This is a genomic window from Pseudoalteromonas sp. MEBiC 03607 (assembly GCF_004792295.1).
Lineage (GTDB): Bacteria > Pseudomonadota > Gammaproteobacteria > Enterobacterales > Alteromonadaceae > Pseudoalteromonas > Pseudoalteromonas lipolytica_C.
In genome coordinates, this window is record NZ_SRRY01000001.1 from 3,484,086 (window position 1) to 3,508,902 (window position 24,817).

A 24,817-nucleotide genomic window follows, 5' to 3' on the forward strand; every position below is an offset into this window, starting at 1 on the left:
TCAATTACTTGATTTGTGGATCAAGTTCACCCGATAAGTATTTAAGGTGCATATCATCTAAAGAGATAGGCTTGATCTTAGCCGCTTGACCCGCAGTACCAAAGGCCTCGTAACGAGCAACACAGATCTCAGTCATTGCTTTCGTTGCTTCTGCTAAGTATTTACGTGGATCGAAGTTAGCAGGGTTTAAAGCTAAGTGACGACGAATTGCACCTGTTGATGCTAAACGAAGATCGGTATCGATATTTACTTTGCGAACACCGTGCTTAATACCTTCGATGATCTGCTCTACTGGCACACCATAAGTCTCAGGGATTTCACCACCGTATTGGTTGATCACTTCTAACCACTCTTGTGGCACTGAAGACGAACCATGCATTACTAAGTGAGTGTTAGGAATACGGGCATGGATCTCTTTGATGCGATCAATCGCTAAGATATCGTCTGTTGGTGGACGAGTGAATTTGTACGCACCATGTGATGTACCACAAGCGATAGCCAGTGCATCCACTTTCGTTTTACGAACGAAGTCAGCCGCTTCTTCTGGATCTGTTAGCATTTGATCCGTAGACAGTTTACCTTCTGCACCAACACCATCTTCTTCACCTGCTTCACCTGTTTCAAGTGAACCTAAAACACCTAACTCGCCTTCAACAGACACACCACAAGCATGCGCCATTTCAACTGTTTGACGTGTTACATCAACATTATATTCGTAGCTTGAAGGGGTTTTACCATCAGACATTAATGAGCCATCCATCATTACTGATGAAAAGCCTAATTGGATTGAACGCTGACATACACCCGGTGATGTACCGTGGTCTTGATGCATTACAACTGGGATATGTGGCCATTCTTCAACGGCAGCTAAAATCATATGACGAATAAAAGGGGCACCGGCATAGGCACGAGCGCCTGCAGAACCTTGTACAATTACTGGGCTGTTTGTTTTGTCAGCCGCTTCCATAATTGCACGCATTTGCTCTTGGTTATTAACGTTAAACGCAGGTACGCCATAACCATTTTCAGCTGCATGATCAAGAAGTTGTCGCATACTGATTAAAGCCATTTGGTATTCTCCAAATTGTATCGACAGTAGTTACCTACCATCTAGTTTGAACGGATATAAGTTATTTTTTGATGCATCACTGCATCGCGAGAAGCTGTCGCCTACCGTAATAGCTGTAAATAAAATGAGGGTGAGAGGTATTTTATAAACAGCTAAACCAGCGTAATTACTTAACAACTACGCTGGCTTTCGCACTAATTACTTAGCACGCTCTTCAAGCATAGCAACTGCTGGTAGTTTTTTCCCTTCTAAAAATTCAAGGAAAGCACCGCCACCGGTTGAAATGTAAGAAACTTTATCGGCAATGCCGTATTTATCAATCGCTGCAAGCGTATCACCGCCACCAGCAATCGAGAATGCATTTGAGTTAGCAATCGCATCTGCAATAGCACGTGTGCCGTTACCGAATTGATCAAATTCAAATACACCTACTGGACCATTCCATACAACGGTACCCGCATTAGCAATAATTTTTGCTAATTGGTTTGCTGTATCAGGGCCAATATCAAAAATCATGTCTTCATCTGTTACTTCAGTCACATCTTTTAGTGTCGCTACTGCAGATTCAGAGAATTCATTACCTACAACAACATCTGTTGGTACAGGAATTTCGCCATTATTCGCTTTTGCAGCTGCACTTAATTTGTTTGCTTCATCAATTAAATCAGCTTCATATAAAGACTTGCCTACTGGGTGCCCTGCTGCCGCGATGAAGGTATTAGCAATACCACCACCCGTTACAAGTTGATCAACCACTTTAGATAGCGAATCAAGTACAGTTAACTTAGTCGATACTTTAGAGCCACCAACGATAGCCACTAAAGGACGAGCTGGGTTATCAAGCGCTTTACCTAGTGCGTCTAGCTCGGCCGCAAGAAGTGGACCTGCACATGCAACATCAGCAAATAAGCCCACACCGTGAGTCGATGCTTGTGCACGGTGAGCCGTACCAAATGCATCCATTACGTAAACATCACATAATGCAGCTAATTTTTTAGACAGTGTTTCGTCGTTTTTCTTTTCGCCAACGTTAAAACGCACGTTTTCAAAAACAACCACTTCGTTGTCTGCTACGTCAACACCATCAAGGTAATCTTTTTCAAGACGAACAGTTTGCTCAAGAGCATTATTTAAATAATCAACAACAGGGGCGAGTGAAAACGCTTCATCATATTCCCCTTCCGTAGGGCGGCCAAGGTGTGACATCACCATTACTTTAGCGCCTTTTTCTAACGCTAATTTAATAGTTGGTAATGCTGCACGAATACGTGCATCAGAGGTCACTTTACCTTCTTTTACAGGCACATTTAAATCTTCACGAATTAACACGCGTTTGCCGTTTAAATCTAAATCTGCCATTTTAATGACCGACATGGACTTCTCCTTAGTTAACGATACTAATATTATATTTATACATTATTGGCTTACAGCCATCATCGCACGCGCAGTGTCGAGCATACGATTAGCAAAGCCCCACTCATTATCGCACCACACTAACAACTTTATCAGTCGTTTATGACTAACACGTGTCTGAGTGCCATCTATGATACAAGAATGTGGGTCATGATTAAAATCTACCGATACCAATGGCTCTTCTGTGTAGCTTAAAATACCTTCAAGGCGGTCTTTTGCTGCTAACTTCAGTGCTTGATTGACAGTCGCTAAATTCACATCGGTATTCACTGTTACACTTAAATCCATCGCCGTCACATTGATAGTTGGTACCCTAACAGCAATGGCCTCAAAGCGACTATGAAACTTAGGCAAAATGCGCTCAATACCACGCGCAAGCTTTGTATCTACTGGAATAATAGACTGGCTTGCAGCGCGAGTACGACGCAAATCATGATGATACGCATCAATCACTTGTTGATCATGCATCGAGGCATGAATCGTCGTAATGGCCCCAGACTCAATTGAAAATGCGTCATCTAACACTTTAATCACTGGCACAATACAGTTTGTGGTACATGAACCATTTGAAACAATCGTATGTTCTGCTTTTAGCTCATCATCGTTAATACCATACACAATTGTGGCATCAACATCAGCATCTGCAGGCTGTGAAAACAATACTTTTTTTGCGCCCGCAGCTAAGTGTAGCTCTGCATGTTCACGTGAGTGATACACCCCAGTACATTCAAGAACCACATCAACATCTAGTGTTTGCCAAGGCAGTTCTGCAGGGTTTTCTTCTGCAAATAAGGCTATAGAGTCGTTAGCAACCGTTAAAGTATCTTCGCCAAGATTAACAGGGAATGAAAAGCGGCCATGAGATGTATCGTATTTAAGGAGATGGGCAATGCCCTTTGGGTCGGCTAATTCGTTAATAGCGACAATTTTGATTTGATCTTCAAGCCCAGATTCATACAGGGCACGGACGATATTGCGCCCGATTCGACCAAAACCATTAATTGCAAGTTTGATTGCCATGAAGAAGAAAATCCACTCTATTTGCTTGCAGATAAAGGCAGCTGCCTTTTAGATGGCGGTATTGTAATCGACCTTACACATTATTATAAGAGGTCAGGTGAAATAAAAATTGCTTAGCATGTTTTAGATGGCGCAGTTTTGGTAATCGACCTGAAGAGTTTTTATAAGAGGTCATGTGAAATAAAAGTTGCTTAGTATGTTTTAGATGGCTCAATTTTGGTAATCGACCTGAAGAGTTTTTATAAGAGGTCTGCAAAAATAAAAATTGCTTAGTATGTTTTAGATGGCGCAGTTTTGGTAATCGACCTTAGACATTTTTATAAGAGGGCAAGGTAAATAAAACTACTTTAACAACCCTAGATAGCACAATTTTGGTAATCGACCTTACACATTATTATAAGAGGGCAAGGTAAATAAATCTGCGTTAGCAACCTCAGTCTCTTTCTTTAATCCTTTATAGCCAGCGACGAACAGATTTTTTGTATTGCTGGTATGCTAATCCAAACTTCTCTGCCATAAACGTTTCTTCTGGCATAATTTGAAATCGATTCATATAAAGAATAAATATCGGCAGCATAATAAAACTCGCAATATTACCAAGATAGATTCCCCAACCAACTAGCATTAATAACATACCTACATACATTGGGTTACGGCTAAATTGATAAACACCACTGGTAACAAGACTTGCTGACTGTTCTGGAATTCGAGGATCAACGGTCGTGCCTTGCTTGCGAAATTGATAAACACCTAATAAAGCAAACACCACACCTGAAAATGCAATGAGTAGTGCTACAAAAGATGATGCAAAAAACGAGAAGCTAAAACTCGTAAACAACTCTGCTGTGCCCCACATCATCAACGCAATGATCAAAACCAGCGCAACTGGGGGCACTTTTAATTCTAACTGATTCACACAAGCTCTCCTACTTTCAATGCCTTACCACGACTAATTTGATGACACTGTGCTAAGAATAACTCGGCCGTTGCCATCGCATCAGTAAGGGCATGGTGCGAGCTGTAATGCGGTAAGTTGTAGCGCTTGCGGCATTCGCTTAGTGTTAAATCATCGTGGCCAATTTCGTGGCCTTGCTGGTGCAGGCGTTTTTTTTCAATAACGAAGGTATCAAGAATTAAACGCGCCTTTGCATCTAAACCAAGCGTTCTGCACGCCTGTTTTAAGAACCCCCAATCTAGTGCCGCGTTATGAAACACTAGAATGCACTCACCAAAATGCTGATGCAGCTTGCCAAGAATGGTTTCGAGGCTCTCACCTGCAGCGATATCATGTTTAGCGATACCGTGATAAATCGGGCTTTGCTCTAAGCTTTGCACGTCTTTATTTATTAAGTGCTGCGCACCACTGAGTTTGATACACTGATCTTCTATCATTACCCACGCCACCGAAACAATTTCGTGCTGGCGAGGGTCAAGGCCCGTTAATTCCATGTCTATCACTACATAGCGCTCTTTATAGGCATCAGCTGCCAAAAGTTGCTTTCGCGCTAAATACCGACTTAACCAGCGTTTAACCATAACGCCTCCTATAAACTACCGCGAGCAAACTTAAATGCGGCGGCTTGCTGCGCCTGTTTAACCAAATAAAATGCTTCTTTTAATTGATGTCGCTCCAATGAATTCAACGCATTTGGGTTAATACAGTTGCTAGGCAGCCCCTCTTCGTTAATTTGCGTGCCTAAACGCAGTTGAGTTAAAAAGCGCCAACAGTCTTTTAAGTTATATAGGTCATCTTTATTGAGTAGCGAAAACTTCATTAACGCGTCTATGCGCTCTTGGGTATTAGCGCGCTGAATACCCGCTTTGAGGGAATATAAACGCACTATGTCGTTAATGATCACCACACCGCGTTTTTTTAAGTCGAGGTATTTATGCTGTTTATCGTCTTTTTCTAATTTGAACTGATTAAACAAACCAATGGGCACTGGGGTATTTTTAATGTCGCTCGCCATAGCCGCATAGAATAAGTCATTCTTAGAAATGCGTTTTAGCTGCTCACAAAAGCGTGCATATAAGGTAGTGGAACCTTCTATAAAACGTAAGTCAAAAAATATCTTACAATTGAGCATCGCCTCTGGTGTCGGTGAGGTGATCCACTTATGAAACTTTTCAGTCCAAGCGTTAATGCCCATTCGACATTCTGCATTGCTCGCCATGATATTGCCAGGACAACGTTTTATGCCGCACTCAATTAAATGCTCACAGACATATTCGCCCATACGCTTAAAGTAATCTTGTTGTTCGTCCGTTAAATCATCAGGTAGTAACAAGCCATTATCTTGGTCTGAATGCAATGTTTGCTCTTCCCTTGCTTGTGAACCAAAACAAATAAAACTAAAGCTGGTTGGTGCCGCGCCATTATCTTCTTGGAACAAACGGATTAACCGCGAAGTCAGTGCATCGGTTAAGCCACTTAATAATTTACCAATCAAGGAGATGTCATCAATATTGTTTGAAAAGCCTTTTAACAAGCCGGGTATCTCTTGCGAATAACGCTTTAAATCTACCACGCTATGCGCTTTATAAATTCGTCCAATCAATTGCACTGGATCGCTTTTTTGCTGACGCAGCAAATCTGTGCTGGTGAGCATACCAAGCGGTTTGTGATGTTCATCAAGCACAGGTAAATGGTGAATATTGTGCTTAAGCATTAAGTGCAATGCCGAAAACACGCGATTATTTTCAAAAATAAACTTGGGCTTACAGGTCATGATGCTACTTACTGACTCTTGAGGGTCAACCTCATCGGCCAATACGCGATTGCGTAAGTCTCTGTCGGTCACGACCCCAACGAGGCGATCATGCTCAGTTAGCATAATCGACGAAACACCATGCTGTTTCATTTTTTTAGCGGTTTGACGAATACTTGCCTCTGGCGCCAAAGTGACCGCTTTGCGATTCATCAATTCGCAAATTTTTTTCTCCGACCAACTGTCGTTTTGACTTTTATAATGAGACGACAATAAACGGTTTTTATGGGCGCGAACAAAGTATTGCTCAAACACCTTGTACTCTCGGCGTAAGTAATCAAATGCCGCTTGGTTTAGCATGTAAACAATGCCTTCCTTTTGCACTGAAATGCTATTTTGAATCGCTTCGCCAGTTAACAGTGACGGAAAACCAAAGTAATCGCCACTTGATAACTTAGTGATCACATCGCCTTTTGGGTCGACTAAGTCGTAGTCGCCAGAGCGAATTAAAAATAACCGTAAATTATCAGAGCTTAACCACTGATTTTGATTCTCTCGGGTCAGATAAATAATATCGAGATGATTAACAAAATACTCGCATGCAGCGCTATCTAGCTGATTAAACGGCGTTTGTTGCATCACAAATTGGGCTACTTCCTGTTGCTCGGTATTCATGGTCATTCTCGCTATAAAATAGAGACAATATCTACACTACCCCTGTTTTAAATAAATAAAAAGCCCGACTTAAGTCGGGCTTTTGATCTTCAAGAGTGTGTTCTCATAAAATGGTTTTATTAGTGCGCGTGTGCTGCGCTCGAACCTTTAGGGTTACGGATACCTTCAACCATTTCTTGGATTTCAACTGGTGTTTCAGCTGTTAGTTTAAGTACGATAGCTGCAACTACAAAGTTAACAATCATACCAACTAGACCGATACCCTCAGGTGAGATACCAAATAACCAGTGTGCCGGTGCATTCAATTCAGGGCTTACGAACTTGAAGTAGATAATATAAGCCGCTGTGAATGTAATACCTGTCACCATACCCGCAATCGCACCTTCTTTATTCATCTTCTTAGAGAAGATACCCATAATGATGGCTGGGAAGAAGCTCGCCGCTGCTAAGCCGAAGGCAAAGGCAACAACCGAGGCCACGAATCCAGGCGGGTTAATACCAAAGTAAGCTGAAATCACAATCGCTATCATCGCTGCTAAGCGCGCAGCAAGTAGCTCTTGTTTATCACTAATATCTGGTTTTAAGGTACGTTTTAATAAATCGTGCGAAACCGAGGTCGAGATTACCAATAGTAAGCCTGCTGTAGTTGATAGCGCTGCTGCGATACCCCCTGCTGCAACCAATGCTACAACCCATGCTGGTAAGTCTGCAATCTCAGGGTTAGCAAGTACCATGATGTCGCGGTCAACTTTAACTTCGTTAGCGCTGTTTGGATCATCAATCTTACCTGCTGAGTAGAACATTTTGCCGTCACCATTTTTATCGTTAAAGGTGATTAGGCCTGTTCTTTCCCAGTTTTTAACCCATGCTGGTGCTTCTGCGTACTCTGTACCGCTACCGTCTTTACCATTAATTGTATCAATCATGTTTACACGAGCGAATGACGCTACAGCAGGTGCTGTTGTATAAACGATTGCAATGAAAACAAGTGTCCATGCAGCTGAGATACGCGTGTCTTTAACACGAGGAACAGTGAAGAAACGAACGATTACGTGCGGTAAACCTGCAGTACCAACCATTAACGCACCTGTGATTGCGAATACATCAATCATGCTCTTCGAGCCTTCGGTGTATTGCGCAAAGCCAAGCTCGGTACTGAGCCCATCTAGTTTATCAAGTACAAACTGTCCTGAGCCATCGCTAAGCGTTGCACCAAAACCTGTTTGTGGGAAGAAGTGACCTGTCATCATCATTGAAATGAAGATTGCTGGAACAAGGTAAGCAAATACAAGTACACAGTACTGAGCTACTTGCGTGTAAGTAATCCCCTTCATACCGCCAAGTACAGCGTAGAAGAATACAATCACCATACCAATGTAAACACCGGTCTCAATATCCACTTCTAAGAAGCGAGAGAAAACCACACCTACACCACGCATTTGACCTGCGATGTATGTGAAACAGATAAAGATCGCACATAAAATCGCAACAACGCGTGCAGTTTGTGAGTAATAACGGTCGCCGATAAAATCTGGTACTGTGAACTTACCAAATTTACGCAAGTAAGGTGCTAAACATAACGCAAGTAGTACATAACCACCTGTCCAACCCATTAGATATACACCACCGTCATAACCCGCAAACGAGATAATACCCGCCATTGAGATAAACGATGCCGCACTCATCCAGTCAGCAGCGGTTGCCATACCATTTGCCAGCGGCGGTACACCACCACCTGCAACATAGAATTCATTTGTTGACCCCGCACGGGCCCAGATTGCGATGCCGATATAAAGCGCAAAGCTTAAACCGACGATAATAAACGTGAGTGTTTGAACATCCATTGCTTAGCTCCTATTCGTCTACGCCGTATTTTTTATCTAACGTATTCATTTTGAAAACGTAAACAAAAATCAAAGCTACAAAGGTGTAAATAGCGCCTTGCTGGGAGAACCAGAAGCCGAGTTTAAACCCAAAGAAACGTATCTCATTGAGTACGTCTACTAGTAAAATGCCAAAACCAAATGAAACGACAAACCAAATTGCTAATAATTTAAATAGCAGTGCGAGGTTTTCCGCCCAATAAGCTTTTGCTTGTTCTTCATCTTTAAAAGCCATTTTTATCCCCTTATGCATTACAAAAAAGTAATGAGTGGTATTAGTTGTCATTAACTAAGTTAGCAAGGGTTCTGATTTATGGAATTGAGACCATAGTCGTAACAGTCGGTTTACGTTTACGTAAACTGTAAAACACCATTTGTTAATAAATAGTAAAAAACAATAATTAACAACAACTTAACCTATGAAGATAAATTTGCGAAATAGCGAAAATAGTAAAAACGAATGATCTGCGACATTAGTCTAATAACCGTGCATAAAACAGAACTATCCATTTATTATCAACAACTTACTTTTTATTAATTTTTATTGCAAAAAATCTAGCCATCGAAATCGCGCATAATTCTGGTAAGGTAGTGTTATTACAATAATTACTGAATTTAAACATGACAGCTGCGCTTTTATTTGTTGCACTCGCCTACATTGGCGTGTTGTTTTGGTTGGCAAATTGGGGGGACAAAACCACTCCTCTTGCAAAAAGAATTAGTCACCATCCATTTGTTTATTCTTTTTCACTAGGCATTTACTGTACGTCTTGGACTTACTACGGTTCAGTCGGAACAGCCGCTACTAACAGTTGGAATTACTTACCGATTTTAATTGGTCCTGCGTTGCTATTTTTCTTTGGCCAAGGTTTTTTGCGCAAATTAGTTTTGGTAAGTAAAAAGCAAAATATCACCACGATTGCCGACTTTATTTCAGCGCGCTACGGTAAACGACAAACTACCGCCATTATGGTGACAATTATCGCTTTATTAGCGACGATTCCTTACATTGCTCTGCAATTAAAAGCTCTCAGTGGTAGTTTCTTATTACTACAAAACGATAGCCGTATTTCAGGCTCTATGTTGGCGTTATCTGCAACCTTAATCATGGCAATGTTTGCGATATTCTTTGGCACCCGCAAAGTGGATGTTACCGAATATCGCTCAGGGCTGATGCTCGCTGTTGCTTTTGAATCTATGGTGAAGTTACTAGCTTTAGTCGCTGTGGCAGGACTTGCACTATACACTTTGTTTAACCTCAGTGAGGTACAAGCAGAGCAATTAACAGGTTCAGTTTGGCAGCATTGGCATAATTTTGACTTTTTTAGCTTCAACTTTATCGGCCAATCAATGATGGCGGCAGCAGCGATTATCTGTTTACCAAGGCAGTTCCATGTCACCGTGGTTGATAACCAAGATAAACGCCATCTTTTTACTGCACGTTGGGCGTTCCCGTTGTATTTACTGCTAACTGCGGCAATGATTTTCCCTATTGCAACTGCCGCTATTCACCCTGGTATTGGCAGTGGATTTTCGCCCGACAGCTTTGTATTAGCCCTGCCACTGATCCATGAAAATGCCTTCTTAACGACTTTTGTATTTATTGGTGGTCTTTCAGCAGCCACGGCAATGATTGTAGTGGCTACACTCACCCTCAGCACCATGATCTCAAACGATGTGGTACTACCGTTAATGCTACGCCGTAAATTTAAACGTAACCTCATTACCAGCAGCTATAAATCACAAATTTTATTAGTGAGGCGCTTCACCATTGCCGGTATTTTGATTTTGTCGTATTTCTACCAGCAATGGTTTGGTCATGGTAAAGCACTGGCAAGTATGGGGTTAGTGGCCTTTTCTTTGGTGTCGCAATTACTCCCAGCCATTGTTGGCGGCTTATACTGGCGAAAAGGCCACGCTTATGGCGTTTATGCCGGATTATTAGCAGGCTTCATTTGTTGGGTATTATTCTTAATGTTACCTATTTTAGATGCGGGTAATAGCTTAAATACGGAGCTGCAACAAACACTTATTACGCGTGGCACCCTAATCGCCTTGTTTGCCAATATTGGCTGTTATATTAGTTTTTCGCTCGGTGCAGATGAGCGTTTAATTGATAAGATTCAGGCTGCAGCCTTTGTTAACCCTAAAGAGCAAGCTGTATTTGCCAGACGCTTAAATAAAAACGTTAAAGCCACCGTTTACGACTTTAAAGTGCTGCTACAAACCTTTTTAGGCGTTCAACGCTCGCAACAAGTACTGGCTCACTTTGCTTTGTCACATAACTTAGATGACAACAACGCACATCCAGACCCTGAGTTTATCGCTTATTGTGAGCGAGCCTTAACCGGTGTGCTTGGCGCATCTTCAGCACAAGCGCTGATCCACACGGTTGCCTCTGGTAAACGCATGGCATTTGAAGAAGTGGTTAACTTTTTTGATGAAACCACACAAGCACTGCAATTTAATCAAAATTTACTTTTCACATCCCTTGAGAACCTCAGTCATGGTATTTCGGTTGTTGATAAAGAGCTAAATTTGGTTGCTTGGAATAAACGCTATGCCGAAATGTTTAACTACCCTGATGAATTTCTAGAGGTTGGCCAACCAATTGAAGAAGTGATCCGCTATAACGCAGAGCGAGGTGAATGTGGTCCGGGTGAGGTTGAACGTCATGTAGAAAAGCGTGTACAGCATCTTAAAAACGGCACACCTCATCACTTTATTCGCCACCGCCGAAATGGCCAAGTATTTGAAATGATAGGTAACCCATTACCTGATGGCGGCTTTGTGACAAGCTTCTCTGATATTACTGTGCATATCGAAACGCAAAACGCCCTCGAAGAAGTAAACATGGATCTTGAAAACCGCATCGAAGCGCGTACCCAAGAAATACGCACCATAAATAGAGATTTACAAGCGCAAATCGATAGCCGAGTACAAACTGAGCAAGCACTTACTTTAGCCAAAAAAGAGGCAGAACAAGCTAATGACAGTAAAACGCGATTTTTAGCCTTGGCTAGCCACGATATTTTACAACCGCTGAATGCGGCGCGCCTATACCTTGCAGCTATTGATGATAAAACCCTTTCGAGCAACAACTTAAATAACTTTGAAAAGCTGGGTGCAAGCTTAGATTCAACGGTGCATTTGATGTCGGCGCTGTTAGAAATTGCCAAGCTCGAGCAAGGGGCAATGACCCCAACGCCACGTCATTTTAGTATTGATGACATACTTGCACCGCTAAAAAATGAATACGCCATTATGTCGAGTGAAAAAGGCTTAAAGCTTACAGTGCGTTCAAAAGGGACAATCGTACACAGCGATATCACCTATTTGCGACGAATTATTCAAAACTTGGTGTCAAATGCGGTTAAGTATACCGAAAGCGGCCGAGTTTTAATTGCGTGTCGCAAACGCAAACACCATTTACGTATTGAAGTTTGGGACACAGGCCCGGGAATAAGTGAAGTGGAGCAAGCAAAAATATTTAATGACTTCTACCGTATTGAAGCGGGCGATAACAAAGGAGTTGGACTTGGTTTAGGGGTAGTAAAACGGATGGTCGACTTGCTTTCGCTACGCATGGATGTCACTTCAACGCCCGGCAAAGGTAGCCGCTTTAGTATTGAAGTGCCATATGGTGAAAGCCAGTTTATTCAGCAAAAAGACACACCTAAAAAAGGCGTTGAAAATCGCAGTGCAATGAACATTATTGCGGTTGATGATGATCCGGAGAATTTAAATGCTATGGCAAGTCTGTTGCAAAAATGGCAAGCCAATTATCAGCTCTTTGATCAAGTTGAAACTGTCATGGCCTATGCTAAAGACCACGGCGCACCTGATGTGATCTTAATGGATTATCAGCTTGGCCATGATTGCGATGGTATTACGCTAATTAAAACGTTAAGGGAAATTTGGCAAAGCCCAGTACCGGCAATTTTAATCACAGCAGTACGTGATGAAGCGCTAAAACAACAAACCAAAGCTGAGCAAATTCATTACCTTAGCAAACCCGTTAAGCCAGCTAAACTCAAAGCCCTGCTTAACCATAGCACTTAACACCATGTATTCCCTTTATTTAAGGCAAAGCAGTAGGCTTTGCCTTAAATTTTTGGAACAACCAACTAAGTGCAACTAACGACAAGCCTAAGCCGATAAACGAAATAGCACGCAATAATCCGGTTAAGTTTGCCATATCTATCAGAAACACTTTTAATACCACCAGCGCTAATAAACCAAGACCTAGCTTTTGTAAAACCGTAATAGTTTTTAACTGCCCCGCCACGACCACCAAAGCACCAATAATAAGCCAAACTAAAGAGTAGCTATACAGCTCTGCATCTGAGGTCGGTAAAGCAAGATTTATATACTCTCCTTGCCAGTTGTGGCGAATTTCCGCATTGATATATAAAACACTCATCACACCTGCAAGTGCACTAAAAAACTTATGCAAAAAGCGCTGAGATTTTGTCAGCTGGCTTGCCCAAATTGCAATGATGGCTGGAACTAACCAAAGTAATAGTAGCCAATTAATAATCGGCCAACTGCCAATATTTATCGGCTCAAAAAACGGATTTACAGCGGTAAAGCTTTTCAGAACTAACAATCCGCTTAATGCTAATAACGCAAAACCTGCCACTTGATAGAGCTTAGCTAATTGCGCAGTAAAACGTGAACGCAGTAAATAAACACAACCCAATATACCCCAGTTACAGGTTAATAAAATATGCTCATACACAGACAAGTTCTCAAAGTCAGGATAGTGCCCCACTAACTGATAGCTCGTCTCTGTGGTAATGAATAAAGCGATACAATGAAGCGTAGCACCTTCTAGCCACACCCGAACAGATTGCTGCTGCCAGTGTCTTGCTGCCAAGTAAAATAAGCAAGCAGACACAGGGTAAACAACTAAACTCCAGTGCACACCAAGTAATAGCGCATCACTGTAATCAGCTGACCAAGGTGCAAAGCTTAACCTAACTAGTAAAGCGCCAACTAAACCTTTTAGCGGCCAAGTAGGTATGCTGAGTGACTGTTTATTGACATAAAAACTGATCAACAACACCTGCGCAGCAAGCGCTAAGGTTAAGCTACTCCCTTCAAGAAGCATGGTTAACGCCAAACTAATATTGGCATTACCGCCAAGCCAGTAACTAAATACCTGCATTGGATTCGTGCTATTAATTGATAACTTAAATAACCAAGCAGACAGTGCCAGTAATACAAAGCACCAAACCGGGTATGCCGTCATTAAGGCATGATCAGGAGTGATGACATATAAGCAACTAATAATCACAAAGCTTGAAAGTGAAGCGAGTAAGGTAAAGCCAAAGCGTTTAGGGTATTTACGACCAAACAAAAAACCATAACCAGCAAACAAAGCAATAAAAAACAGCCCTGCTCCGTAATTTTGTCTAAAAACAAAAAGCTGCTCAGAGTAATCAACAGCATTGTATTGCCCTGTTAGCAAACACACCACACTCACTACAGCAATTATCAGCCAGTGATCCCATGCACTGTTTTTTAATACCAAAAACAACAGTAAAGCCACTAACGACAACATACTAAGCTGCCAAGTAAGCAGATCATTATGACTAATGAGTAAAAGATAAAGTGGCATGACAACTGCTAATAACAGAGGGTTGTCGGGCAGTTGTTTCAGAAGTGTTTTAAAGCGGTGTGGGCGGTATTCAACTTGTTTAATACTTAGCCCTAAACGTGGAATTGCAATTAACAATACAATGCTAAACAGCGCATAAAGGTTAATAAACCAGTGTAGGTTTTTAGTTGCACTCATTGCAACTAAGCAATACCAGCCTAAATGCCCCGCCCATAACAAATACCACAGCCAATGCCGTTTTACGTAATGTGCGACTAGCGAAGCTGATACACTGACAAAAGCAACATAAGTAAGGAGTGCAATAAAGTCATTACTCCCAGTATCTACCCATAAAGGCACACTGTAAGCGCCAATAATACCAATTACAGCCAGCACGGGGCCAAAACGTAATGCCATCCAACTTGCAGCCAAAGAAACCAAGGTTAAAATGCTAAATGCTGGTAAGGCTTGTAGTAAGCCGTAATGACTGTAGGCCAGCAAGGTCAATGCAAACAAACTAATAAAGCCGCCACTTGCCAGCGCCGCGGGAATATAGTTGCTAAATCCTTCAAAGGTAATACCTTTACGATGTAAAACCTCAGCTGTAACAATTAAACTCAGGCCAAAAATAGCGCCAAGTATGAGTCGCATGGTTTCGGATAATAAACCGGCTTCAAGTGAATAGCGGGCCAAAAAGATACCACCAAAGGCAAGTGCAACCGCTCCTACCCAAGTTAGCCAATTGGCTTTGATTTGTGTAACTAGTTGGCTAACTAGCGGATTAAAAGTTGCAGGCTTGGGTTTCGTTTGCTGTGGCTTTTTAGCCATTGCCTCAGTTGGCTTATTGATGGCTTCAGGCTTTGGTTCTCGTTTTGCAGCGTCGGTCAGATCTTCGTTTAAATTATCAAACGAATTTACAATAGTTGCTTGTGAATTATGGATATAGGTCGCGTTAAGTTCTACTCGAAGAGCAGCTACTTCACGCTTCAAACTAGAGAGTTGAAAAAAGGCAATAATGCCAGCAATTGAGCCACCTACAACAACTAGTGCTAGTAATACTAGTAACGCAATACCGTCGTCCATACTCACTCCATGTGTACGCTTTAAACAAAAAAGCAAAAACCTTAATTGTTTATATAATAAACACTTAGCAAGAGTAAAGAAACAACGATATTGCGTTCAAGCCAATTAAGACTGCTCAGTCACCGTTCGCTCTAAGGTCATTTTGTAACCTGAATCAGTGGTTTCATCATGTTCAATCACCAAGATATAGTTACCTTCTTCGGTAAAATCCATGTCGCTTTGTTGCAATAGCACAATCTGCTGGCCGTTGTCTTCAAACACCACATAGGTTGTATAAACTTCGTTATCAACCACCTGCTTTTTTTGGTCGTATTGATCTAAACCTTCAACGACATTACTAGTATCATCAACGGTTTCACCATTGAGAGTGAAATACACATCGACTTCGTCAATCTGTTGCCCTGCATAGTTATCAATTAAATTAACCACAGTAACTGTGTGGCTATAGCTGCTAGGTGTTAGGTTTTCTTCAATGGTCATCATACGAGGGCCGTAGTCTTTGTCATTGTAGAATAGGCCAACCGCACTTTGCTCACGCTCTAATGTCATTAAGAAGTTATCAACAATCTTGTCGCCAGCCTCATCTAACATGGCTACGCTGTAACTATTTGGTGACATACTCATGTATTCAGAGTAACTATCGTTGCTTACAACTTCGGTATTGGTAGACGTTGTTCCTCTGGTTACTTTAAATTGGGTTTGTGTGTAATCATCAATAGTATTAATAAATCGCAACTGGCCTTGTGCGTCTTGGTGGTTTAGTTGAGTCACCGAGCTACTTGCCGTCACTACATCAAGGGTAATGCCGTCTTCTTCTGTTGCATAACTTGGGCGGATCATCGCCATGTAAGTTGCTTCATCATTAAAATACAATTTTGGTGATTCAAAAATCACATCAGTGCTACCACTAGCAGTGACATAAATAGTGTAATAACCTTCCTCAAGCGTAGATAGTTCTGGCTCTACAAGGTACTGCGAAGTCATCAGTAACTCAGCGGTATCAAATAACCCGTCATCAGTGGCAATGTAAACGTCGTAAATATTGTCTTCGCCGACGATATTAAAAAAGCCAACATTAAACTCATCTTCATCGCTTGAAGATGGCACACTTAGCTCAGTGAATGTTGGCTCAGCAAAATCACCATTCATTACTAGCAACTGGGTTTGATCGTCTTTAATTTTAATGGTTTCTTCATCAATAGTGATATAGCTATCGTTGACATCAACATACTGAAAACTCAGCTCATACTCACCCGAGCTGTAATTATGGCGGGTTGATACATCACCAAAATCTGCGCCCGAACGTTCAGTGTCATCAACAAATAAACGTGTATAGGGGCTATTATAAGAGCCATTGTACAGTTGCACATAGCCGCTGTTGCTATTGCTGCTGTCGTCACTAGAACAGGCAGCCAGCACCGAAAGCAAACTTGTGGCAACAATTGTTTTAAGCAGAGTACTTTTCATGAAGTTTATTCCTTATTGTTTGTAATAATCTACTTTGACTCAACCAAAGCAATAAAATTCTATGTTTTACAAACGATTACCTTCACTTACAGTTACTTACGTTAAGGTTAAAAAGTGTAGAAAAAGGTATAGAAAGGCACTCAATTAATCATAATTATGGACAGAAAATCACATTTATAGTGAAAGCAGCTTACTTTTACACGAAAAGTAAATAATGATTACATTTTGTAAGGTTAGACAATGAAGTCAGATAAATTATTAGATAGTTCAATTTGCGCTATGCAGCGCTAAAAAATTAGCAAATAATGAGGCTCACACAAACGGGATTAGAATGAGGACTATGAACACGATTTTAACCACACAATGCGATGATGATGTTGGTCTAATTGCCAAGATCACCGGTCTTTGTCATCAGCATAATTTAAACATTACACGTAATAACGAATTTGTAGATAAAGACGCTAAACGCTTTTTTATGCGTACAGAGTTAAGCGGCGTTATTTCAGATGATTTTTTACCAAGCCTTGCTGAGCTACTTCCTGATGGCGCAGAGCTTGCCCTGCACAGCAGTGAAAAAACCAAAGTGGTATTACTGGCCACCAAAGAAGCACATTGTTTAGGTGGTGTATTACTAAAGCAATTCGAAAAAGCATTAAACATCGAAGTACTGGCTGTGATAGCCAACTATGCAGACTTAGCTCCTCTGGCTGCAGGCTTTGGCGTGCCGTTTCATGTAGTATCGCACGAAGGTTTAAGCCGTGCTGAGCATGATCAACAAGTGGGTGATTTAATTGCCAGCTATCAGCCTGACATTATCGGCCTTGCTAAATATATGCGTATTTTAAGCCCTGAATTTGTGGCGCGCTTTGAAGGTAAGATTATTAATATTCACCATTCGTTTTTGCCTGCCTTTATTGGTGCGAAGCCTTACCATCAGGCATTTGAGCGCGGTGTAAAAATAATTGGTGCGACCGCTCACTTTGTTAATAACGAGCTTGATGAAGGGCCGATTATTTTACAAGATGTGACACATGTTAGCCATGCGGATACCGCTGAGATGATGGCAAAAATGGGGAAAGATGTTGAGAAAACGGTGTTTTGCAAAGCGCTGCAACTCGCGTCTGAACATAAACTGTTTATCAATGGAAATCGAACCGTGGTGTTCGCTTAAGCAATAAAATGAAGAGGCTGTATGGCCTCTTTATTGTTGTTATTATCTTTTGTTATGCCGACTCAATAGGCTCTAGTTGTAATTTAGAGGCAATTAATACCGCTTGAGTACGGTTATACACACCTAGCTTTCTAAAAATTGCTGTAATGTGTGCTTTCACTGTCGCTTCAGAAATGTGTAACTCGTAAGCAATCTGTTTGTTTAACAAGCCTTCGTGTAAGTATTGTAAAACTTTATATTGCTGTGGCGTAAGCGATGCAACTTGAGCGGCAATTTCTTTATCTTCGCCATCAACATCAGAGACTTTATCTTTTAATTCTGATGGTAGCCACACATCCCCCTCAAGAATGTGGTTGATTGCCATGGCAATATCATCTGACGATGATGATTTTGGAATGAATCCCATTGCACCATAGGCCATTACTTTAGAGACAACGTTAATATCTTCGCTGCCAGAAACAACAGCAATTGGTAAGCTAGGATAATCTTCGCGAATGCGAATAAGGCCGTATAAATCGCCATTGCCTGGCATGTGAAGGTCTAGTAGTAAGATATCAAGATCTTCTTGTTCGTTTAACACCTGTAAAGTGGTCTCAAAGTTTTCCGATTCAAACACTTCTAAATCAGCGAACTTAGCACTTAATGCCCCTTTCAGCGCTTCACGAAATAACGGATGATCGTCCGCTATTAAAAACTGACTCATGGTTCACTCCTAATAAATTCGGCTGACACCTATTTCTAAGTGACAGCCGATATACTACGTTTAGAATCAACTTCTAATCAAGTTTTTAACGTGATTTTAACGATTTAATCGGTTTTCGATTAGTTCATCTACCACACTTGGATCGGCAAGAGTTGATGTATCACCTAGCTGTTGATGCTCATTTGCCGCAATTTTACGTAAAATTCGACGCATGATCTTACCAGAACGTGTTTTCGGTAGACCCGGAGACCATTGGATCATATCTGGTGAAGCAATTGGGCTTAGTTCTTTACGAACCCAGTTACGCACTTCTTTTGTTAGTTCATCGCTCACTACAACACCCTCATTTGGTGTGATGTAAACATAAATGCCCTGACCCTTAATGTCATGCGGATAACCAACTACAGCAGCTTCTGCTACAGCTTCGTGAGCAACCAATGCACTTTCAATTTCTGCCGTACCTAGGCGGTGGCCTGATACATTAAGTACATCGTCCACACGGCCAGTGATCCAGTAGTAACCATCTTCATCACGGCGACAACCATCACCGGTGAAATACACACCAGGGTAAGCTGAGAAATAGGTTTGTTCAAAGCGTTCATGGTCACCATAAACTGTACGAGCTTGTGACGGCCAGCTATCTAAAATAACAAGGTTGCCATCAACCGCACCTTCTAATGTATTACCTTCAGCATCAAAAAGTGCCGGTGCAATACCAAAGAAAGGACGAGTTGCTGAACCTGGTTTCATATCTGTCGCACCTGGTAACGGTGTGATCATGATGCCACCAGTTTCTGTTTGCCACCACGTATCTACAATTGGGCAGTTTTCGTTACCAATGTGCTCGTAATACCAAGCCCACGCTTCAGGGTTAATCGGCTCACCCACTGAACCCATGATACGTAAACTATTACGTGTTGAGGTAGCTGTTGGCTCATCACCTTTCGCCATTAAAGCACGGATAGCTGTTGGTGCAGTGTAAAGGATAGTCACGTTGTGCTTATCAATCACTTCACCCATACGACCCGCCGTTGGATACGTTGGTACACCTTCAAAAACCACTTGCGTACAACCGTTTACTAATGGCCCATAGGCAATGTAGCTGTGCCCTGTGATCCAGCCCACATCAGCGCTACACCAGAAGATATCGTCTTCTTTTAGGTCAAACACGTATTCATGTGTCATTGATGCATAAACGAGGTAACCACCGGTAGTATGAACCACCCCTTTTGGTTGGCCTGTTGAGCCAGAGGTATAAAGAATGAAAAGCGGATCTTCTGCATTCATTGGCTCTGGTTCACACTCAGCAGGTAGGTCAGCGACAAGTTCATGCCACCAAACATCGTGGCTATTCCACTCAACTTCGCCACCGGTTAACTGATGCACAATAACGTGTTCAACCGTAGTTACTGAGTCTTGTGATACCGCTTCATCAACATTTGCTTTAAGTGGTACACAGTTGCCAGCACGGCGACCTTCGTCTGAAGTAATTACCACTTTAGCGCCTGAGTCATTAATTCGGTCAGCAATCGCTGATGGAGAGAAACCACCAAATACCACAGAATGAATCGCACCAATACGCGCACATGCTTGCATAGCGTAAATAGCTTGCGGTGTCATAGGCATGTAAATAGCAACGCGATCACCTTTTGATACGCCTAACTTTTTAAGGCCATTTGCCAATTTTGCTACTTCGTCGTGAAGTTGTTGGTAGCTGATATTTTCGCTGTGTTCAGGGTTGTCACCTTCCCAAATAAGGGCTGTTTTATCTGCTTTAGTAGCAAGGTGGCGGTCAATACAGTTATATGAAGCGTTAAGTTGGCCGTCTTCATACCAGCGGATGCTGATGTGGCCTTTGTCGAATGAGGTGTTCTTTACTTTATTATAAGGAGTTGACCAATCAAGGCGTTTACCGTGCTCTCGCCAAAATCCTTCAGGGTCATCGATAGATTGCTTATACATTGTATTATATTTATCGTTATCAACTAATGCTGCATTCTTGATATGCGCTGGTACTGGATAGATACTTTCTGACATTGTTGTCGTCTCCATTTTAATTACTTGCCTTCGGCCTGCCTCAAGGATCACTCAGCAAAGCCCCTGAAAGTATTAGACCTTAGTTGTATATCTTGTCATTTCACAAAAAACTTCGAAATCGCCTTCTATAATCTAGTCCAATGTTCGCAGGTAAGCGATTTTGAGTCGCTTACCACCTTAGTCTAATAGACCAATAGATAATTGAGAGAAGTCATTTCTTAAACAACAGTGATACAACAACATTAATGCAATCAACAAGTAGCTTCGACAGGAATACACATTATGACAACAACAAAAGTAACCGCATTAAAAACACTGACAGCTTCGGCTGTTTTATGTGCACTTGCAGGTACCGCTAACGCTGCAACCATTGGTAACACCGACGTTTCTTATGGTGGCTATGTAAAACTAGATGCGATGTGGAGTGATTACTCTGCAGGTGTACCAGCCGGTGGCAGCATTGGCCGTGACTTCTATGTCCCAAGTACGACCCCCGTGGGCGCAGACAGCGACAGTGATGCTGTCTTTGATATGCATGCTCGCCAGTCTCGATTTAGCCTAGGCACAGCAACTAAATTAGATGATGGGAAAACAATTAAAACCAAAATAGAAATCGATTTCCTTGCTTCTGCACCAGGTGGAAATGAGCGTGTTACAAACTCTTATGCACCGCGTATACGCCAAGCATTTGTAACTTATGATGGATGGTTATTTGGTCAAGCTTGGTCAAACTTCCAAAACGTTGGTGCCCTTCCTGAAACCTTAGACTTTGTTGGCCCAGCAGAAGGTACTGTGTTTGCTCGCCAAGCACAAATTCGCTATACAACAGGTAACTGGTCATTCTCTGTTGAAAACCCAGAAAGCACAGTCACTGTAGGTGGTGCTCGTGTGGCGACTGATGATGCTTCAATGCCTGACTTTACAGCACGTTATGCCCATAAGGCTGATTGGGGTGAGCTTGTTGTAACAGGTCTGGCACGCCAGCTTACTTATAAACAAAATGGCATTGATGCGGATACATCATCGTTTGGTATCAGCGCATCAGGTAAAGTAAATTTTGGTGAAAATAATCTTAAATTTATGCTTACACAAGGTTCTGGTTTAGGCCGCTATGTTGGTTTAAATGTTGCTCATGGTGCGGTACTTGATGGCGATGATCTAGATGCGATTGATTCAACATCTGGCTTTATTGCTTATCAACAAAACTGGAGCAGCCAATGGCGCTCAACCTTCCTGTATTCATTCTTCTCTGCTGATAACAATACCGACTTATTAGCTATGTCTATTGACCCAACAAAGACAAGCCAAAGCTTTAGCGCTAACCTATTGTATTCACCAGTTAAAAAATTGACTTTTGGGGTTGAATTCAAACATGCAGAGCGTGAGCTTGAAAGTGGCACTGATGGCGATATGGATCGTCTGCAATTTTCTGCAAAATACGTGTTTTAAAATTAAAAGTTTTACTTCCTGAAGCGGCTTCGGCCGCTTTTTTTTATCAAGCGTTTGGATTCTCCTGCGTTGCATTTTTAAAAACATTTCAAGTCCTACAAAAACTTAATTGCAAATCGTTCTCATTTAGTTTAGATTACGCGTTAATTTCATTATTAATTGAACTAATTGGAACTTTGCATGTCATCAACAAAATTTTTGCGCTTATCGCAGTTAAGCCTAGTGACCTCAGCACTACTTAGTGGACACGCTTTAGCTGAACAACAAAAAGAAGAACAAGCTATTGAAAAAATAGCTGTTTATGGCCAGCATCATAAAAATTACATCACCGAAGAAGCACAGTCAGCAACTAAGTTAGGACTAACAATTAAAGAAACACCACAGTCAATCTCTGTTGTTTCACGTGCATTAATGGATGATTTCTCCCTCGATAACCTAAATGCCGTATTAGAAAGCACCCCTGGTGTGACTGTTGAACAAATCGAAACTGACCGTACTTATTTTAAAGCCCGTGGTTTTGAGATCACTAACTTCCAAGTTAATGGCATGGGTATGCCACAAGATAACGGTTCAATCCAAGGTACTCTAGATACTTCTATTTTTGATAGTGTTGAAATTGTACGTGGTGCCAATGGTTTAATGACAGGTGCTGGTAACCCATCTGCAACCGTCAACATGGTTCTAAAGCGCCCTACTTACCAAACACAAGTAAATGCATCTGTATCGTATGGTTCATGGGATAACAAACGTCTAGAGCTTGATGCATCAACTGCTATCAACGAAAACCATGCAGTGCGTGCTGTATTCACCAAGCACAAAACAGAGTCATACCTTGACCGTTACGAGCAAGATAAAACAATTTATTACCTAGCCTACGAAGGTCAGCTTACTGATAGCACAGTTGTAACTGCTAACTATGTAAATCAAAAGAAAGATGCCGACAGCCCACTCTGGGGCGCGCTACCGCTTTATTATAGCGATGGTACTGCAACAAACTTTGATACATCAACCAGCACAGCGTCTGATTGGTCATACTGGAATAACACAACAGAGCAGTTGTTTTTATCAATTGAGCAAGCAATTACCAATACTTGGTTCTTAAAAGCAAGCTACGCACACTTAGAAAATGAGCAAGACTCAGAACTTTTCTATGTTTACGGTACCCCAGACAGAGAAACAGGTCTTGGCTTAACAGGTTACGCAAGTGAATATGACCACAAAGATAAGCACGACATTTTAGATATTTACGCAACGGGTAAATTTGATTTATTTGGTATGGAACATGACCTATCTTTTGGCGTAAACCAAGCAGATATTGATTACAAAGATAAATCACTCTATGACTACACGACTGGTAATGGTTTCCCTGCAATGCCGGAGTTAGGTGGGTGGAATGGTGTTGCGCCAGTGCCAACACTTACTGATGGTTTAACAGGTGCTGATATCACCAGCCGTCAACGTTCTGCGTATATTTCAACACGTATCCGTGCCACAGATGCTTTCAGTATTTTAGCTGGTGTAAGCCAAGTAAACTGGGAAACAGAGGGCGAGTCATATGGTAAAGCAAAAGATAAAGACAGTGAGCAAACTGTGCCTTACTTCGGTGCTGTGTATGATATCAACGAAAGCTTATCAACTTACGCAAGCTACACTGAAACCTTTGTGCCACAAACTGAACGTGACATCAATGGCGATTACTTAGACCCAATCACAGGTAAAAGCAGCGAGATTGGTGTAAAAGCACAGCTACTTGATGATAACTTATTTGTTACTCTTGCCTATTTTGATGCTAAACAGGAAGGTCTTGCTGTTGCCGTGCCAGGCTCACTTCCTGATGATACACGTTATTATGGTGCTGATGGCATAAACAGTGATGGTTTTGAGGTAGAATTAAGCGGTCAAATTAACGATACCTTGAGTGCGAGTTTCAGTTACAGTAATTTAAATATTGATGGTGATGAGCTAGTTAAAGACTACACACCAGAAAATCAATTCAAACTTGCTGTAACACACAAAGTACCTGAAGTTGATGGCTTAACTTTTGGCTTAAATTATCAATGGCAAGACGACACCAAGCGTGTACAAGTTCGTGATGCTGATACTAATGCCCCTCTCATTACCACAACTCAAGATGCTTATGGCTTATTAAATCTAATGGCGACTTATGACATCAATGATAATGTAAGTATTAACCTTAATATCAACAACGTCACTAATGAAAAATATCTTCATAGCCTGTTCTGGGCACAAGGCTATTACGGCGCACCACGTAACTACTCAGTGTCTTTCAACTGGCAGTTATAAGCTTTGAGCTAGAAGTTTAAAGCTTAAGTACTGAAAAGCCGCATCATCTGCGGCTTTTTCATGAAAGAGTTGCAAGAGTAAAGTTAGAAAGGGGAAAGTTACAGTCACTATCGCGTGTTCTGACAGCTGAAAGCTACACGCAACCACAGAATACCGCCAACAATCTAGTGATTAAACGCGATATAAAATCGCAGCTATAAGCACCCATAAAAAAACCGCTAACAATTGTAGCG

At 41.6% G+C, this 24,817-nt stretch carries 16 protein-coding genes; 4 read left to right on the plus strand and 12 right to left on the minus strand.

Features of this window, described 5'->3' with window-relative positions; translation table 11 throughout:
- Positions 1–4: 4 nt before the first annotated feature.
- From fba to E5N72_RS15885, 8 genes are all read right to left on the minus strand, one after another.
- Positions 5–1,069, minus strand: a complete 1,065-nt coding sequence (gene fba / locus E5N72_RS15850) for a class II fructose-bisphosphate aldolase (protein ID WP_135925994.1) — start codon at positions 1,067–1,069, stop codon at positions 5–7.
- A gap of 198 nt (positions 1,070–1,267) precedes the next feature.
- Positions 1,268–2,443: a phosphoglycerate kinase gene (locus E5N72_RS15855; RefSeq protein WP_135925995.1), complete on the minus strand. Its 1,176-nt coding sequence runs from the start codon at positions 2,441–2,443 to the stop codon at positions 1,268–1,270.
- A gap of 42 nt (positions 2,444–2,485) precedes the next feature.
- Positions 2,486–3,502, minus strand: coding sequence for an erythrose-4-phosphate dehydrogenase (epd, locus tag E5N72_RS15860; protein ID WP_135925996.1), 1,017 nt, complete (start codon positions 3,500–3,502; stop codon positions 2,486–2,488).
- Positions 3,503–3,956: 454 nt separating this feature from the next.
- Positions 3,957–4,418: an isoprenylcysteine carboxylmethyltransferase family protein gene (locus tag E5N72_RS15865; protein ID WP_135925997.1), complete on the minus strand. Its 462-nt coding sequence runs from the start codon at positions 4,416–4,418 to the stop codon at positions 3,957–3,959.
- Positions 4,415–5,038 carry a 3'-5' exonuclease gene (locus E5N72_RS15870; RefSeq protein ID WP_135925998.1) on the minus strand — a complete coding sequence of 208 codons (624 nt, stop codon included), beginning with the start codon at positions 5,036–5,038 and terminating at the stop codon, positions 4,415–4,417. The genes E5N72_RS15865 and E5N72_RS15870 overlap by 4 nt, the downstream gene beginning before the upstream one ends.
- 8 nt (positions 5,039–5,046) lie before the next feature.
- Positions 5,047–6,885 (minus strand): DUF294 nucleotidyltransferase-like domain-containing protein, encoded by a 1,839-nt coding sequence (locus tag E5N72_RS15875; protein ID WP_135925999.1) that lies wholly within the window; start codon positions 6,883–6,885, stop codon positions 5,047–5,049.
- A gap of 119 nt (positions 6,886–7,004) precedes the next feature.
- A complete protein-coding gene (locus tag E5N72_RS15880; protein ID WP_135926000.1) occupies positions 7,005–8,729 on the minus strand; it encodes a sodium:solute symporter family protein in 1,725 nt (574 codons plus the stop codon).
- 10 nt (positions 8,730–8,739) lie between these two features.
- Complete coding sequence (locus E5N72_RS15885) at positions 8,740–9,003, minus strand: DUF4212 domain-containing protein (protein WP_054551160.1); 264 nt, start codon at positions 9,001–9,003, stop codon at positions 8,740–8,742.
- 386 nt (positions 9,004–9,389) lie between these two features.
- Between E5N72_RS15885 and E5N72_RS15890 the strand changes: the two genes are divergently transcribed.
- Complete coding sequence (locus tag E5N72_RS15890) at positions 9,390–12,830, plus strand: PAS-domain containing protein (RefSeq protein ID WP_135926001.1); 3,441 nt, start codon at positions 9,390–9,392, stop codon at positions 12,828–12,830.
- A gap of 19 nt (positions 12,831–12,849) precedes the next feature.
- Here the strand turns inward: E5N72_RS15890 and E5N72_RS15895 are convergent, their stop codons facing one another.
- Both E5N72_RS15895 and E5N72_RS15900 read right to left on the minus strand, forming a co-directional pair.
- Positions 12,850–15,453, minus strand: coding sequence for a DUF2339 domain-containing protein (locus tag E5N72_RS15895; RefSeq protein WP_135926002.1), 2,604 nt, complete (start codon positions 15,451–15,453; stop codon positions 12,850–12,852).
- 105 nt (positions 15,454–15,558) lie between these two features.
- Positions 15,559–16,920 (minus strand): hypothetical protein, encoded by a 1,362-nt coding sequence (locus E5N72_RS15900; RefSeq protein WP_135926003.1) that lies wholly within the window; start codon positions 16,918–16,920, stop codon positions 15,559–15,561.
- Positions 16,921–17,260: 340 nt separating this feature from the next.
- On the opposite strand from E5N72_RS15900, the gene purU reads away from it, so the two are divergent.
- Complete coding sequence (gene purU / locus E5N72_RS15905; protein ID WP_055021009.1) at positions 17,261–18,091, plus strand: formyltetrahydrofolate deformylase; 831 nt, start codon at positions 17,261–17,263, stop codon at positions 18,089–18,091.
- A 52-nt stretch (positions 18,092–18,143) separates the two neighbouring features.
- Here purU and E5N72_RS15910 read toward each other — a convergent pair whose 3' ends face one another.
- Both E5N72_RS15910 and acs read right to left on the minus strand, forming a co-directional pair.
- Positions 18,144–18,794 (minus strand): response regulator transcription factor, encoded by a 651-nt coding sequence (locus tag E5N72_RS15910; protein WP_135926004.1) that lies wholly within the window; start codon positions 18,792–18,794, stop codon positions 18,144–18,146.
- A gap of 96 nt (positions 18,795–18,890) precedes the next feature.
- Positions 18,891–20,831 (minus strand): acetate--CoA ligase, encoded by a 1,941-nt coding sequence (gene acs, locus E5N72_RS15915; RefSeq protein WP_135926005.1) that lies wholly within the window; start codon positions 20,829–20,831, stop codon positions 18,891–18,893.
- Positions 20,832–21,113: 282 nt separating this feature from the next.
- Between acs and E5N72_RS15920 the strand changes: the two genes are divergently transcribed.
- The gene (locus E5N72_RS15920) at positions 21,114–22,280 is read left to right on the plus strand and encodes a DcaP family trimeric outer membrane transporter (RefSeq protein ID WP_135926006.1); all 1,167 of its coding nucleotides are present in this window, start codon (positions 21,114–21,116) and stop codon (positions 22,278–22,280) included.
- A 180-nt stretch (positions 22,281–22,460) separates the two neighbouring features.
- Positions 22,461–24,584 carry a TonB-dependent siderophore receptor gene (locus E5N72_RS15925; RefSeq protein WP_135926007.1) on the plus strand — a complete coding sequence of 708 codons (2,124 nt, stop codon included), beginning with the start codon at positions 22,461–22,463 and terminating at the stop codon, positions 24,582–24,584.
- Positions 24,585–24,817: the final 233 nt, after the last annotated feature.